This window comes from Streptomyces sp. NPDC085524, assembly GCF_044541755.1.
In the GTDB taxonomy this organism is placed as follows: domain Bacteria; phylum Actinomycetota; class Actinomycetes; order Streptomycetales; family Streptomycetaceae; genus Streptomyces.
The window spans coordinates 109,862-123,964 of sequence record NZ_JBITTH010000004.1 but is presented as its reverse complement, the minus strand read 5'-3'; the positions used below and the strand labels follow the sequence as shown (position 1 = coordinate 123,964).

Genomic DNA, 14,103 nt, shown 5'->3' with positions numbered 1-14,103 from the left:
GCACGCGGGCCGGCCCCGGACCGCTGGGGGTCCGGGGCCGGCCGACGTACGGGGGTGGGGATCTACAGCTCGTGCTTCCACGTGATGCGGACGCGTTCGGCGGGGCGCGCGCGGCGCGCGGGCACCAGGGCGGCCAGCTCGTCCGCGCGGGATTCGGCACCGACCAGGCGGCACCACAGGCGCACCTCCTCGGCGGTCGGGGTCTGCTTGGCGCGCTCGGCGTTGCCGACCTTGTGCTCGCTCCACCCGGCCAGCCGGGCGAGCTGCCGCACGCCCATGCCCGACGGGCCGCACCCCTTGCGGAGTCCGCGCAGCCTCAGCCCGAGTTCCTCGCGCTTGCGCCGGGCGTCCTCGGGACCGTCCACCCCGGACGGCAGCAGGGTCACGTCCATCAGGGCGCTGATCACCTCGCGCTGCTGGGTGACCGGCAGGTCGGGCCAGACGGCGGACGCGTCGGACCGTACGAGCCCGCGCAGCACGCGCCCGGCGCTGAGCTGCTGTGCGCGCGCTTCGAGCGCCTCCACCTCGGGCAGCAGAGTGGCTTCGATCCGCGCGGCCATGGCCAGGCTGATCGCGCCCGACGCCGCGTTGTCGGCGGTCTCGTCCAGGATGGCCCGCTTCTCGGCGGCCTCGGCGAGCAGCGCCCCGGACTCCTCGGACCGCCCGGAGCCGTCGGCGAGCAGCTCGGCGGCGTCCGGCCGCGAGAGCCGCGCGACCACCAGGTCGGAGACGTACCGGTCGAGGGCGCTCTTCGCGATGGACACGCAGAACCCGCCGCCGTCGTCGGCGCCGGTCCGACACCCGTACCGGGTGGCCCGCTCGCCGTCCGGTCCGGCCGTCCGGGACCGGTACGAGGCGGCGATCCTGCCGCCGCAGACCCCGCAGGTGCCGAGCCCGCTCATCAGGTGCCGGATGCCGCCGGGGCGGGTGGTCGTGCGCCCGGGGTCGCCGAGCCGCTGGACGCAGGCGTAGAACGCCTGCACCTCCTCGCCCGTCGCCAGGATGGCGGGCCACTCGGCGTCGCCGATGACGACGCCGTGCCGGACCCGCTTGCCCAGGTACCCGGGGTTGGTCACCATCGCCCGCAGCGTGAACGCCTGCCACGGGCCCCCGGTGTTGGTGCGCAGCCCGCGCCGGTTGAACTCCTTGCACAGGGCCGTCAGCGTCTCCCCGCCGGCCACGCGGCGGACGGCCTCGCGCGTGACGCCGGCCTGGTCCTCGCGGATCACGGACCGCACGAACTCGCCGCTTCGCGGGTCGTACTCGCGCGCGTAGCCGTACAGCTTCCGGCCGTTGGGCCGCCCCTGCTCGGCGCTGGACCGCTTGCCGCGCAGCACGCGGTCACGGGTGATGCTGGACTCCCGCTCGTCCAGGAGCGCGTCAAGGCCGGTGGAGAACCGGTCATCGGTGCGCGACAGGTCGTAGAGACGGCCCTTGTACGACCACTGGACGCCGTTGCTCTCGGCGATCTTCCGCAGGGTGAGGTACGCCTCCAGGTCGCGTTGCGCACGCGACGACTCCCACGTGACGAGCACGTCCGCGCGGCCCGCGCGCAGGTACTCCACGAGCCGCGCGTAGTCCTTGCGCTCCTTGGTCGCGTACCGCGAGGCGCTGCGGTCGTTGTCCGCGTCGAAGACCTCCACGACGTCCCAGCCCCGGTGCGCGCACTCGCGTCGGCACTCGGCCACCTGGTCGGTGACCGACTTCCCCCGGTTGGTCGGATCGCTGGACACGCGCGCGTAGATCACTGCGCGCAGCGGGCGGCCGGTGGCCTGGCTCATGGGTGCTCGCCCTCCTGCTGGGGGTGGGGGACCGGGGGACCGTCCGGGCGCCGGAGCGCCGTCCGGGGCCGCTCCGTGCGGGGGTGTGGGCACGGCGGGAGGGTCGTGCCGAAGATCTTCGATCCGGGCACGCTGCAACGCGCCGTCAGCTGGTCGAAGAACGACTTGGGCAGCGTCGTCGCCTCGTCGACATAGGCGCCGGCGCAGGTGAGGCCGCGCACCTTCGGCTCGGCCTGGGCGTCGTTGGCGCCGAGGGCGTGCACGGTGCGGCCGAGGACGGTCGCGGTCGGGGCCCCGCTGGTGTAGTGGACGTCCTGGGCGATCCCGCCGAAGACGTCCGGGTTCATGAGCGGCCCGAACACGTTGCGGGCGAGGCTGTCGCGGGTGCGCCCGACCATCACCAGCTCCCCGCCCGAGGGCGGGTCGGCGACGTACCCCAGCCACCGCAGGAGGCTGGCGATCGTCTTGCCGCTGCGGACGCTGCCTTCCCAGATGTTCAGGAACGCGGAGGCCTCGACGATGCTGTCGATCTGCTTCGCGGACAGGCCGGGACCGGTCGCCATCGACACCTCCTGCGGGGACGCAGAAGCGCCCCGCCGGGGGGAGGCGGGGCGCTGATGTGGAGCGATCGTTTCCGGGCATGCCGGGGTCACCCCCGACTCTAGGTCACGAAAAGGTCACGGCGCAAGCGGTTCCGTGCACCTGTGCGCTCACGACCGTCCCCGCCGCTCCATCCGCATGCGGATGCCGCGCATGACGAGGGTGAGTGCCGACAGCCCGCCCCACACGATCCACCACACCGGGTCGACGTGGCCCGTCACGTCGGCCACGCCGAGGAAGACGCCGCCGGCCGCCACGGCGATCAGGTCGCCGTTCCGAACGATGAATGACATGCCGTTCTCCTTCTTCTGCGTGCGGGTCGGGCGTGCTGCGCCACTGGTACGACGGGGGGCCATCATCCCCGTTCACCGCGTGCACGGTCGAGGGCCGTCCACAGGAGGACCAGGTCGGCCCCCTGCCAGACCCGGCGCCGGCGGTCGTCGAGCGGTGCCGCCGCCGTGCACTGCGGTCCGGCCGAGCAGGTGACCGCGCACTCGCCGCCCGGGCGGGCGTGGCCGGTGAGCTGCCCGCCGCACCACGGGCAGGGGTCGTCGATCGCGGTCGTACGGGCGTCACGGCCGAGGGCGCGTTCGACGGTCCTGCGGGCGCGGTGCGCGGCGCCGGTGACCTCGTCGAGCAGGCGGACGGGCAGGGGGGTGAACAGGTCGCCTTCGATCTCGCCGAGGGCGCGGCCCGCGATCCACAGGGCGGCCCAGTGCAGCCCGTACGCGCGCGATCCGGGCGAGCCCGGGGCCTGGAAGTGCCAGCGCGCGGGGTCGGTCGCGTCCGGCTGCTCGGCGAGGTGCCGGCCGTCGGCGTCGAGGGCGGGGCTGATCGGGCGCTGTATCGCGGCGGCGACCCGGTCGGCGAGGTCGAACAGATCGCGTTCGACCTCCAGGGCGGCGTCGAGGGCGGTGAGGTCGATGGGCGCGGGGTGTTCGCGCAGCGTCAGCGGCATGCGGCCGAGCGAGGGAGACTCGTGCTCCTCTTCCCCGTACACGTCGTCGGCGAGGCGGCCGTCGATGTACGCGCGGGAGTCGCGGGGCGGCCACTCCGCGGCCGGCGGGCTGCCGATGGCGGCGAGCAGGTCGCCCCACTGCTCTCGTACGGCGGCGAGGTCGTGGGCGGCGCGGTGGCCGGTCGGCGCGACGGCGTGGGCGGGGGCGCTGGTCACGGGGGTTGCTCCTGGTGCTCGGTCGGGGCTGGCGGTGCGGTCGGGCGGGATCCGGCAGGCGGTCTAGAACGGGGGCCTGCCGTCGAACCCGCCGTCGTGCTGGGCCCACTGGTCCTCCTGGGGCGGGGCGTAGCCGTGTCCGGCGTTCCGGTCCGGCTGCCGGGCGCCCTGGACGGTGGCGCCGCCGGCCTTGGTGACGGCGGCCGTGGCGCGGAGCAGCGAGGGGGCCACTTCCTCGGCCTGGATCTCGTAACTGCTGCGCCTCGTACCGTCGCCGGCCTCGTACTGCCGCTGCGTGAGGACGCCGACGACGATCACGCGGGTGCCGCGGGTGAGGGACTCGGCGACGTGCTCGGCCTGCCGCCGCCACACGGCGACGGACAGGAACAGCGGCTCGCCGTCCTCCCACGCGTCGCTCTGCTTGTTGAACTTGCGGGGGGTGGAGGCGATCCGGAAGTTGGCGACGGCGGCCCCGGACGGGGTGAACCTCAGCTCGGGGTCGGCAACGACGTTCCCGATGACGGTGATGGTGGTCTCGCCGGACATGGCTACGCGGCCCTTTCGAGGGTGGGGACGGTGGGACGGATACGGGCGACGGGGGCGAGCGGCTCCCCGCGCTTGGCGGCGCGGCCGGCGCGCGAGCGCGCGGCCTTGCAGGCACGGCACTTACGCGTGTTGTTCGGCGCCCGGTAGGTGTTGGCGTCGTCGTACGGATGGCCGGCCGGGCAGTGCGTGACGGCGGCCCGCCGGGCGACGTGGTTGGCGCTGCGCAGGATGTTCTCGCGGTGGGTGACGGCGTCGAGGTGGGAGACGCGTACGCAGTCGCGGCGGCGGCAGAGGTGGTCGACTTCGAGGCCGTCCCCGATGGGGCCGAGGGCCTGCTCGTAGGCGAAACGGTGGGCCTTGACCGTGCGGCCGTCCCAGAAGGTGCCGTATCCCGCTGCGTTGGTGCTGCCGTCCCACAGGTGGCAGGGGCCGAGGACCCCGCGGACGAGAGGCAGGGGACCGGCGGTGTTCACCTTGGCGGCGAACCGCTCGGCGGGGGTCTTCCTGGCCATCGGGAGGTACCTCCTGCGGGACGTGTTGATCCGAATGTTGTTTCCATGGACGGACTGTGTCCGTCCATGGATGGAAGATAGCTGACAGGGGGTACCGGCCTCCGCGTTCCGGCCCCCACCCGTCCGGAAGGAACTGCTTAGGCGGCCTGCCGGGCGCGCAGCTGCGCGGCGGCGGCATCGAGGCGCGTGGGATGGGGAGTCGACCGCTCGTGGCGCTTGCGCCCGCCCTGCCTGCACGGCTTGCCCGGACGGGCGCGGCACGCCTCGTACGGACACGGCACGTCGAGGGGGTCGGGCTGCCCGTGGGCGGCGAGCGACTCGCGTTCGGTGCGCACCGTGCGGAACGGCGCGAGCCGGGCCGCAGCCGCCTCGGGGATCGTGCGGCCGAAGGCGGCCAGGCGCGCGGCGACCTCGGGTGCGGGCCCGCCGGTGAGGGCCCGCGGCGCGCTGCCCGGTGCACGGCCGACCCCCTGGGTGGCCGTCTGCGGGGCGATGCGGCCGTCGGCCACGGCCTGTTCGAGCGCGCGGCGGCGGGCCAGGTACTCGGCGGGGGACTCGTCGGGCCGGCCGTCGTAGAACACGTTCGAGGTCTCCAGCCGCGCGGCGCGGATCCTGGCGCGGTGCTGCCGGACGTGTGCGGGGGTGATCCACCTGTCGGTCTCGTTGTAGTGGCGGGCGACCGCGGCCCGGGCGTCGTCGTCGAGCGGCATCGCGTGCAGGGCGGCGGCCCACGCGCGGGCATCGGCCTCGCCGACGGTGCGGCGGTCGAACGCGGCGGCCAGGGTGAGCAGTTCGGCTGCGTCTGCGGGGGTCATGCGGGGCTCTCCTGTGCGCGCAGGCGGGCGGCGAGGTCCATGCCGGCCGCGACGCGCTGGTCGGTGGTCGAGGGGCGGGCGGCGCCGATGGGGATGACGTCGGCGCTGGGCGAGGTGGGCGTGCCTTCGGGCACGGGCGGGAGGGCGGTCCAGCCGGGCAGGAAGTAGCGCACGGACCGCGGGCGGCTGCGGGCGTGGTGCCACGCGCCGCGGGCGTGGTCGACCAGCGCGGCGACGGACGTACGGGCGAGGACCGCCTCGAGCCGGAACCAGTCGGCGGTGGAGAGCTCCCACGGGACGACGATCCCGGCGGCCGTCATGGCGTCGCGCAGCGGCTCGACGTTCGCGGGGACGCGCGCACCCGAGCTGACCGGCTGTACCTCCGGAGGAGGTACAGGGGACGGGCCGGGACGGGGGGACCGTGACGCATCCGGCGCGTCACGCCGTGACGACCGGTCCTGAGCTGCGATGTCGTCGGGAAACGCGATCTGGTGCGAGCCGCTTCCCCACGGCTCCGCCACTGCGTCGTCGTCCGTGCGGGACCGACTCCCCGAGGATCCGCGCGGATTACGCACCTGGTTCCGCTGCTCCGCCGCCTTTTCCCGGGCCCGTTTCTGGCGGTCCGCGGCCTGGGTCCGGTCGTCCTCGACCTTGGCCCGGGTCGGGTTGTAGACCAGGTAGTCGTGCATCACGTAGTCACCCGCGGGCGGCTGCGGACAGCGTGCGCAGCCGTGGCCCTGCTCGTGCCACAGGCCGGCCGCCGTGAGCTTCCGGGCCTGCGCGGGCGTGCCGTAGAGCTGGGCGATCACACCCGGTACGGCGCCTTCGGTGAGGTGCTGCGCGGCGTAGGCGCCGGTGCGCATCCACAGGCCGATGGCGGCGTTCCCGGCCTTCAGCATCTTGGGGTGCGCGTGGGAGGTGTCGTCGATCCTGAACCAGGGCACGGTGCTCTCTGCTCCTTACGGGGCGGGGGAGTAGAACGGGCGGGTCCTGCCGGGCTGGTGCTCGTCGCACCGGGGGCCGCACGGGTACGGGCGGGCGGCGGCGCCGCACTGCGGGTTGCCGTGCTCGCACCCGGCGGTACGGGGGTTGTTGCACGCGTTGCAGTACCGGCGGCCGTCGGCCCGGTGGCGGCCCTGATCGGCCTGGTCGTGCCCGCACGCCGGGGCCCGGTGGGCCAGGCCCAGCACGGCGGCGAGGGCGGCGCGGTCGCGCTGACGGGTCGGCCGGTCGTCGACGTGGGCGGGCTCGCAGCACTCCGGCAGCTCGCAGGAGGGGCGCACCTGTCCGACGGGAAGGCGGCCGGTACGGATCACGAAGGCGGCCTGCCGGGCGGTGTACGGGGTGCCCGCGTGCTGGAAGCGGCCCACTCCGTGCGCGTTGACGCCGCCGGCCCACAGCCGGTGTCCGCCCGGGACGGGGCGGGTGCGGGCGGCGAACGCGCCGGCGAGGCCGGCCGCCGCTGCGGGTGCGGGGACGGCGCAGTCCACGGCCGGTCGGCCGGGCAGGGGCGGGGCCGGCGGGGTGCCGAGCAGGCGGGCGGCGCGGTCGAGCGCGGCCGCGGGGGCCAGGGTCAACGGGTGTCTCCGTTCTGTACCCCGCCCTCGGCGGCGAGGGCGGGGAGCGGCGGGGCCGCGCGTGCAGGGCTGCGTGTGTCGGGACCGTGCGCGGCAGGGCTACAAGCGGGTGCGGCGGCAGCGGGTGGGTGCCGCGGCGGGGGTCAGACGGGGGCGTCCTCGGCGTCGCCGCCGGCGGTGAGGGCGGCGAGCTGCCCGGTGAGCTGACCCGTGCGCCATGCCGCGGCGGTCGCTTCCCGGCCCCCCTTGCGCCAGGTGAGGGCGTGCGTGCGGGCGCGCGTCGGCCTCACGACGACCCCGGGCACCGTGTGCACCTCGCCCGTCGCCCGGTCGGCGATCTGCGGGGCGCCGGCCGCCTCCATCTCGGCGAGCAGTTCGGCGGCCTTCCACGGCTTCACGCGGCGCACGACCTCGGTGGTCGTCCACTCCTCGTCGGGGTAGGTCCGGCGCACCCAGCGGGCGAGGGCGTCCTCGTCGACGACGACGGGCCCGGTCTCACCGCGGCGCAGCGAGATCGTGGCCACCGTCTCGCCGCCGGGCAGGGTGGCGGCGATCCGCTCGACGCCGTCGCGCCGCGAGGCCAGGTCGAGCGCCGCCTGCGTACGGGCCTTCACGCTCCTCTGCGCGGCGGTCACCCGCTCCGCGAGCAGCTTCAGGGTGGCGGCCTCGCGGGCGAGGTCGAGCAGGGACTCCAGGGCCGGTTCGGCCTGCGCGCCGGCGTCCATCACGCCACCCCCGCCGCGTCGAGGAGGTCGTCGGTCAGCTCGCGCAGCTGCGCGACGGTACCGGAGGCCGGCGGGGTGCCGTACCGGTTGGCGAACGTCTGCTCGGCCTCGGCGCGGTCCACGAGCCCCGCGGTCCTGGCCGCGTCGTACAGGTCGCCGAGGGCGGCGGCGTGCCCGGGGGCCGCGGACCGCTTCCGCGCCCCTACGGCGTCGAGGCGCGCCAGGTAACCGGCGGGCGCGCCCGCGGTGACGGCGGCGGCCCGCACTGCCGCGAACCGGGCCGGGGTGTCGGCCTGTTCGGCGTCGGCCAGGTAGTCCCGCTGGGGACCGGCCTGCCGCGCGTCCGGCTCCCGTCGCTCCCGTCGCTGCCGTCCGGCCTGTTCGGCCCGCTCGGCCTGCTCCGTGCGGTGCTCGGCGGGGGGTTCGGGGTGGTGGCGGTCGCCGTCCTCGATGCTCCGCCCGTCGACGGGGATCATGAACACCTGGAACAGCAGGTATTTGAGCGCGGCCGACATGGCCTTGTTGGTCGCCTTGTCGGCGAAGTCGGACGCCTCGCCCGGGACCGTGGCGACCAGTGCGTCGCCCGCGGGCCCGTAGATCCGGTAGCGCATCCTGATCACGGTGTGCGTCATCTTCTCGCCCCGTCGCTCCTGCAGGTGCTCGTCGAGGGACGGGACGATGATCAGGCCGTGGGTGCGCATGGGGCCCGCCATGGCGGACATGACGTCGTCGATGCCCCGGAACCGGTACCGCTGCTGTTCGTTGCGCTGGTCCTTGCCTACGGGCACGGTGTCGCGCATGACGGCCTGGATCACCGAGAACACGCGCGGCGCGTCCGCGGGCGAGCCGGGGGGCGCGGGTTCGTACGCGAGTGGCGCGGTCGGGGCGGTCGGGGCGGTCTGTGCGGGTGGAGCGGGAGGCGTGGTCACGGGCGGTCTCCGTTCACGGCGGGGCCGATGCGGGCGGCGAGGGCGGTGAGTTCGCCGGCGAGCCGGATCGCGGACGCGGCGCTGAGGGTGTCGTCGAGGTGGTCGGCGCTCGGCATCTCGTCGAGCAGGGCGTCCCGGGTGCCGTCGGCGGCGGCCGCCCTCATGGCGCGCTCGTGGTCGGGCACGTCCTCGCCGCACACGGCGAAGTCCAGGGCGAGGACGTTCCCCGCGTGCTCGGCCAGGAGCAGGCCGACGGCCTCGGGCGTCTCGGCGTAGGCGAGGGCGAGCTCGTCGAGCAGGGGGTCGGCCCGGTGTGCGACCGGGAGCCGGACGGCGAGGCCGTCCGCGGTGAGCTGCGGGCGGATCGCCCGGTGTACGGGGGTGCTGTCGTGGCCCACGACTGCTCCTCTGCTGGGTGGCGGATGACGGGTGACGGACGGCCGGCGGTGGCGGATGGCCGGCGGTGGCGGCGGACGGCGGTGCCGGCGGCCGGCGGGTGGTGCGAGGTCAGGCCGCCCGGTGCCGGCCGTCCTGCCCGGCCCGGTCCGTGCGGGCGGTGGGGGCGGTGCGCTCGAGGCGGCGGCAGATGAGTTCGATCTCCGGTGCCAGGCGGCCGGCGGCGCGGTCGCGGTCGCGGCGGGCCCGTGCGGCGTCCAGCACCCGGCGGGCGTCCGCGAACGCCTGCTCGCGGGAGATGACCGCGCCGTTCATGCCGCGGCCTGCTTGATCAGCTGGCCGGCGGAGACGCCGTAGTGGTGCTCGACCCGTGCTGCGAGTACGGCACTCGGAGCGGTACGTCCGTTCCAGAGGCGCCATGCGGTGTTGCGTGCGACCTTCAGCCGCCGCGCGGTGTCCGAGGGGGTGCGGTCCCCCGCGGTGCGGGCCGCGGCGACGAGAACAGTCCTGTCGTACACAGATGTCGTCCTTCCGTGAGTGGATAATTTCCGTCCACGAGTGGAACGTTAGCACCATGATCGGGTGGGGCGATCGGATTTCGGGGATCCCTGGCGTGGAGGGTGTGACGTACCGTCCATGTGCGGTATGTTCCATCCATGGAACGAAACAGCAGCAGCAACCGCTTCACGCCGCAGGAATTCGCCGACTGGCTGCGCTCCGAGCTCATCGGGCGGCAGTACGACCTGCGCCCCCGCGGCGGCGGGCAGACGAAGTTCGCCGAGGACTCGGGCATCGGCCGGGCCACCGTCAGCCGCATCCTCAGCGGCCAGGGCGCCACGGACACCCGCGTCCTCGGCCTCCTCTCCGACGCGCTGCACCTCCCCCTGCCCGAGGTGCTCGTCCACGCCGGGATCATCGAGCGGCCCGACCTCGCCGCCGCCGAGGACCCGGGGGCCGCACCGCGCCGCATCACTCCCGAGCAGGCCGCCGACCAGCTGGGCCTCACGGACCCTCAGGCGCGGCGCGTCTTCCTGTCCATGACCGAGACCCTGCTGCGTGAGTCGAAGGGGCAGTGAACCCGGCCGATGAGGGCGGCGAGCCGTGGCTCGCCTACATCCGCGTGTCCACGTGGAAAGAGGAGAAGATCAGCCCGGAGCTGCAGCGGGACGCGATCACCCGGTGGGCCGGGCGCACCGGCCGCCGCATCATCGGCTGGGTCGAGGACCTCGACGTCTCCGGGCGCCACTTCAAGCGCAGGATCATGACGTGCATCGAGCGGGTGGAAGCGGGCGAGGCGCGCGGCGTCGCGGTCTGGCGCTACTCCCGCTTCGGCCGTGATCGGACCGGCAACGCGATCAACCTCGCCCGGCTCCAGCAGGCAGGCGGGGAGCTGGAATCGGCGACGGAACCCGTCGACGCCTCGACGGCCATCGGCCGGTTCCAGCGCGGCATGATCCTCGAGTTCAGCGCCTTCGAGAGCGACCGCGCCGGCGAGCAGTGGCGCGAGACGCACGACCACCGCCGCCACCGGCTCCGGCTGCCGGCCCAGGGCCGCAAGCGCTTCGGGTACGTGTGGCACCGCCGGTTCGACCGGGCCACCGGAAGGCTCGGGCAGGAGAGGTACGAACCGGACCCGGGCACGGGACCCGTGGTCGCCGCGCTGTACCGCTCGTACGTCGACGGATCGGGATTCGGCGTGCTGTGCGGCGACCTCAACCGCGCCGGACACCGCACCACCCAGGGCGGCCCGTGGAGCGCCGAGACCCTCACCCGCTACCTCGACAGCGGTTTCGCCGCCGGCCTGCTCAGCGTGCACGACCCCGCGTGCAGGTGCCGGAAGACCGACGGGACCTGCAGGAACCGCATCCACATCCAGGGCGCCCAGGAGGAGCTGATCGACTTCGGCCTGTGGGAGGCGTACCAGCGACGCCGCAAGGAGGTCCGGGCGACCCCGCCGCGCTCCCGCGAGGGCGTCTACGAACTCACGGGTCTGTGCAAGTGCTCCGGCTGCCGCAAGGGGACCAGTCTGAACACCGCACGCCGCGACGGAGCCAACGTGACCGGGTTCGCCTACCGCTGCAGCGCCCGCGCCAAGTCGGGGGCGACCGCGTGCGAAGGCGTACTCCTCGAGCGCGGCATCGTCGAGGAGGCGGTCTTCGCCTGGCTCGGACGCGAGGCCGCGGCCGGGATCGACAGCGCCCCGACGGCCGGGACCGCCCCCGCGCGCAACCACGCGCCCGAACGAGCCGAACGAGCCGAACGAGCCGGACAAGCCGTAGAGCAGGCCGCCGAGCAGGCCGCCAACGTGACGGCCCGCGCCCGTGCCCGGGCCGAGGTCGACAAGCAGCGCCGGGCCCTGGCCCGGCTGCGCGCCGAGCACGCGGCCGACCCGGACGATTTCGGGCCCGGCGAGTACGAGGAGGCGGCCGAACTCATCCGCAGGAGGCGGGCGGAGGCGCAGCGGCTGCTCGAGAGCATCCCGGAGGCGGCGCCGCCGCCCCGCCGGGCGGAATTCGTACCGCTGATCGTCGGCACCGTCGAGGAGTGGGAGACCTTCAGCACCCGCGAACGGAACATGATGCTGCGCAAGCTCATACGCCGCGTGGCCGTGGTGCGGAACGGCCCCGGGCCGGAGAACCACGAGATCCACGTCCACCCCCTGTGGGAACCGGACCCGTGGGCGGAGCCGAAGAAAGCTACCGGGACGTAGTGACATACCGCTCGGTACGTGCGCAGAATTCTCCCACCGTCGAGACGAGTGACAGCGCCCATCGGGAGGACGCCCGTGCTCAGCACCATGCAAGAAGTGCCGCTCACCATCAGCCGGATTCTGGAGCATGGTCGGAGGGTGCACGGCAGGTCGACCGTGACGACGTGGACCGGCGAGGCTGAGCCGCACCGCCGGACGTTCGCCGAGATCGGCGACCGCGCCGCCCAGCTCGCCAACGCCCTGCGCGACGAACTGGGCGTCGAGCCCGGAAGTGTTTTGGCGACGCTGATGTGGAACAACGCCGAACACGTCGAGGCGTACTTCGCCATCCCGTCCATGGGCGCGGTCCTCCACACCCTCAACCTGAGGCTCCCTCCCGAGCAGCTGGTCTTCATCGTCAACCACGCCGAGGACCGCGTCGTGCTGGTCAACGGCACCCTGCTGCCCCTCCTCGCGCCGCTGCTGCCGCACCTGCCGACCGTGGAGCACGTCGTCGTCGCCGGCATCGGCGACCGCTCCGTGCTCGAGGGCCTGAACGTCCGCGTGCACGAGTACGAGGAGCTGATCGCGGGCCGCCCGGTCACCTACGACTGGCCCGAGCTGGACGAACGCCAGGCAGCGGCCATGTGCTACACCTCCGGCACCACGGGCGACCCCAAGGGCGTCGCCTACTCGCACCGCTCGATCTACCTGCACTCCATGCAGGTCAACATGGCCGAGTCGATGGGGCTGACCGACGCGGACACCACCCTCATCGTGGTCCCGCAGTTCCACGTGAACGCGTGGGGCCTGCCGCACGCCACCTTCATGACCGGCATCAACATGCTGATGCCGGACCGTTTCCTCCAGCCCGCCCCGCTCGCCGAGATGATCGAGCAGGAGAAGCCCTCGCACGCGGCGGCCGTCCCCACCATCTGGCAGGGCCTGCTCGCCGAGGTCACCGCGAACCCGCGCGACCTGACCTCGATGAAGCAGGTCACCATCGGCGGCGCGGCCTGCCCGCCCGCCCTGATGGAGGCCTACGACAAGATCGGCGTCCGCCTCTGCCACGCCTGGGGCATGACCGAGACCTCCCCGCTCGGCACGATGGCGCACCCGCCGGCCGGTCTGGGCGCCGAGGAGGAGTGGCCGTACCGGATCACCCAGGGCCGTTTCCCGGCGGGCGTCGAGGCCCGGCTGGTCGGCCCCGGCGGTGACCACCTGCCCTGGGACGGCGAGTCCGCGGGCGAGCTGGAGGTCCGCGGCACCTGGATCGCGGGCGCCTACTTCGGCGGGGCCAAGGGCGAACCGTACCGCCCCGAGGACAAGTTCAGCGCGGACGGCTGGCTCAAGACCGGGGACGTCGGCGTCATCAGCCACGACGGCTACCTCACCCTCACCGACCGGGCCAAGGACGTCATCAAGTCCGGCGGCGAGTGGATCTCCAGCGTGGAGCTCGAGAACGCCCTGATGGCGCACCCCGAGGTCGCCGAGGCGGCCGTGGTCGCCGTCCCCGACGACAAGTGGGGCGAGCGCCCCCTGGCCACCGTCGTGCTCAAGGCGGGGGCGACCGTGGACTACGCGGGCCTGCGCGAGTTCCTCGGCCGGTCGATCGCCAAGTGGCAGCTGCCGGAACGCTGGACGGTCATCGCGGAGGTGCCCAAGACCAGCGTCGGCAAGTTCGACAAGAAGGTGATCCGCAGGCAGTACGCGGACGGCGAGCTCGAGGTCACGAAGCTCGACTGACCGGGACCCCGGCGATGGCGGCCGGGCTCACCCCTTGGTGAGCCACGGCCGCAGCAGCCTGCTGACGGTGGGCATGGCCACGTACGTCATCAGCGTGCTGAACACGACGGTGAAGGCGGCCGTGCGCAGCACGAACGGCAGGTCCACCAGGAACGGCCCGAGCACCGCGTTGCCGACGAGCGAGATCGGGAAGATGGCCAGCCCCGAGCTGATCGCCATCTTCCACCGCGGCGGCGCGGGCCGGGTCGTTCCCGGCTTGGCGAACCACGTCTCCATGCCGTGCAGTTCCCGGCGGGCTATCTCCTGGTGGTGGTGGCCCAGGCAGTTGGAGAACCACTGGGCCCGCTCCGGCGAGTCCTGCCAGCGCTGGAACGCGGCCTCGTTGCGGAAGCGGTGCACCAGGAACCACGGCCCGCCCTCCGTCGCCGGGCGGAACAGCCCGTACCCCAGGTGGTCCGGGAAGCCCGCCGCCGTCTCCAGGATTCCGTGGGCCCAGGCCTCGAAGGTCTCCTCGTACCCGGGCTCCACCTGACGGGCTATGAGCAGGTTCACCTCCCCGTTGTCCGCGGGGACGGTGTGCTCGGTCGTGTCGATGATGGCCATCGGCCCAGGA

General features: G+C 74.0%; 18 protein-coding genes. 3 read left to right on the top strand and 15 right to left on the bottom strand.

The genetic code is table 11. The features are described 5' to 3' along the window. Positions 1 to 62: 62 nt before the first annotated feature. The 14 genes from ACIGFK_RS07420 to ACIGFK_RS07355 all read right to left on the bottom strand — a co-directional run bounded on the left by ACIGFK_RS07420 (position 63) and on the right by ACIGFK_RS07355 (position 9,573). Positions 63 to 1,781: a recombinase family protein gene (locus tag ACIGFK_RS07420; RefSeq protein WP_386467362.1), complete on the bottom strand. Its 1,719-nt coding sequence runs from the start codon at positions 1,779 to 1,781 to the stop codon at positions 63 to 65. Next, entirely contained in the window at positions 1,778 to 2,344 is a 567-nt protein-coding gene (locus ACIGFK_RS07415) for a terminase large subunit domain-containing protein (protein WP_386467365.1), read from the bottom strand. Before ACIGFK_RS07415 ends, ACIGFK_RS07420 begins: the two co-directional genes overlap by 4 nt. 147 nt (positions 2,345 to 2,491) lie before the next feature. After that, entirely contained in the window at positions 2,492 to 2,674 is a 183-nt protein-coding gene (locus tag ACIGFK_RS07410) for a hypothetical protein (protein ID WP_376660884.1), read from the bottom strand. Positions 2,675 to 2,736: 62 nt separating this feature from the next. Beyond that, positions 2,737 to 3,555, bottom strand: coding sequence for a hypothetical protein (locus ACIGFK_RS07405; RefSeq protein WP_400050899.1), 819 nt, complete (start codon positions 3,553 to 3,555; stop codon positions 2,737 to 2,739). Between the two features lie 63 nt (positions 3,556 to 3,618). Next, positions 3,619 to 4,101, bottom strand: coding sequence for a single-stranded DNA-binding protein (locus tag ACIGFK_RS07400; protein WP_376660886.1), 483 nt, complete (start codon positions 4,099 to 4,101; stop codon positions 3,619 to 3,621). 2 nt (positions 4,102 to 4,103) lie between these two features. Continuing rightward, the gene (locus ACIGFK_RS07395) at positions 4,104 to 4,613 is read right to left on the bottom strand and encodes an HNH endonuclease signature motif containing protein (RefSeq protein ID WP_386467369.1); all 510 of its coding nucleotides are present in this window, start codon (positions 4,611 to 4,613) and stop codon (positions 4,104 to 4,106) included. A gap of 137 nt (positions 4,614 to 4,750) precedes the next feature. Continuing rightward, positions 4,751 to 5,428: a hypothetical protein gene (locus tag ACIGFK_RS07390; RefSeq protein WP_386467371.1), complete on the bottom strand. Its 678-nt coding sequence runs from the start codon at positions 5,426 to 5,428 to the stop codon at positions 4,751 to 4,753. Further along, a complete protein-coding gene (locus ACIGFK_RS07385; RefSeq protein ID WP_376660889.1) occupies positions 5,425 to 6,372 on the bottom strand; it encodes a mucin-2 in 948 nt (315 codons plus the stop codon). Before ACIGFK_RS07385 ends, ACIGFK_RS07390 begins: the two co-directional genes overlap by 4 nt. 15 nt (positions 6,373 to 6,387) lie before the next feature. Then, positions 6,388 to 7,005 carry a hypothetical protein gene (locus tag ACIGFK_RS07380; protein ID WP_376660890.1) on the bottom strand — a complete coding sequence of 206 codons (618 nt, stop codon included), beginning with the start codon at positions 7,003 to 7,005 and terminating at the stop codon, positions 6,388 to 6,390. A gap of 143 nt (positions 7,006 to 7,148) precedes the next feature. Beyond that, the gene (locus tag ACIGFK_RS07375; RefSeq protein ID WP_400050897.1) at positions 7,149 to 7,730 is read right to left on the bottom strand and encodes a hypothetical protein; all 582 of its coding nucleotides are present in this window, start codon (positions 7,728 to 7,730) and stop codon (positions 7,149 to 7,151) included. Further along, complete coding sequence (locus ACIGFK_RS07370) at positions 7,730 to 8,659, bottom strand: ERF family protein (protein ID WP_376660892.1); 930 nt, start codon at positions 8,657 to 8,659, stop codon at positions 7,730 to 7,732. Before ACIGFK_RS07370 ends, ACIGFK_RS07375 begins: the two co-directional genes overlap by 1 nt. Continuing rightward, positions 8,656 to 9,057: a hypothetical protein gene (locus tag ACIGFK_RS07365; protein WP_376660893.1), complete on the bottom strand. Its 402-nt coding sequence runs from the start codon at positions 9,055 to 9,057 to the stop codon at positions 8,656 to 8,658. The genes ACIGFK_RS07370 and ACIGFK_RS07365 overlap by 4 nt, the downstream gene beginning before the upstream one ends. Before the next feature lie 109 nt (positions 9,058 to 9,166). Next, positions 9,167 to 9,370 carry a hypothetical protein gene (locus ACIGFK_RS07360; protein ID WP_376660894.1) on the bottom strand — a complete coding sequence of 68 codons (204 nt, stop codon included), beginning with the start codon at positions 9,368 to 9,370 and terminating at the stop codon, positions 9,167 to 9,169. Beyond that, complete coding sequence (locus tag ACIGFK_RS07355; protein WP_376660895.1) at positions 9,367 to 9,573, bottom strand: XRE family transcriptional regulator; 207 nt, start codon at positions 9,571 to 9,573, stop codon at positions 9,367 to 9,369. The genes ACIGFK_RS07360 and ACIGFK_RS07355 overlap by 4 nt, the downstream gene beginning before the upstream one ends. A 138-nt stretch (positions 9,574 to 9,711) precedes the next feature. Between ACIGFK_RS07355 and ACIGFK_RS07350 the strand changes: the two genes are divergently transcribed. The 3 genes from ACIGFK_RS07350 to ACIGFK_RS07340 all read left to right on the top strand — a co-directional run bounded on the left by ACIGFK_RS07350 (position 9,712) and on the right by ACIGFK_RS07340 (position 13,490). After that, positions 9,712 to 10,131: a helix-turn-helix domain-containing protein gene (locus tag ACIGFK_RS07350; RefSeq protein WP_376660896.1), complete on the top strand. Its 420-nt coding sequence runs from the start codon at positions 9,712 to 9,714 to the stop codon at positions 10,129 to 10,131. Continuing rightward, a complete protein-coding gene (locus tag ACIGFK_RS07345; protein WP_400050895.1) occupies positions 10,128 to 11,765 on the top strand; it encodes a recombinase family protein in 1,638 nt (545 codons plus the stop codon). Before ACIGFK_RS07350 ends, ACIGFK_RS07345 begins: the two co-directional genes overlap by 4 nt. A gap of 75 nt (positions 11,766 to 11,840) precedes the next feature. After that, on the top strand, positions 11,841 to 13,490 hold the full coding sequence (locus tag ACIGFK_RS07340) for a long-chain fatty acid--CoA ligase (protein ID WP_376660898.1): 1,650 nt from the start codon (positions 11,841 to 11,843) through the stop codon (positions 13,488 to 13,490). Positions 13,491 to 13,517: 27 nt separating this feature from the next. Here ACIGFK_RS07340 and ACIGFK_RS07335 read toward each other — a convergent pair whose 3' ends face one another. Then, positions 13,518 to 14,093, bottom strand: a complete 576-nt coding sequence (locus tag ACIGFK_RS07335; protein WP_376660899.1) for an antibiotic biosynthesis monooxygenase — start codon at positions 14,091 to 14,093, stop codon at positions 13,518 to 13,520. Positions 14,094 to 14,103 lie beyond the last annotated feature (10 nt).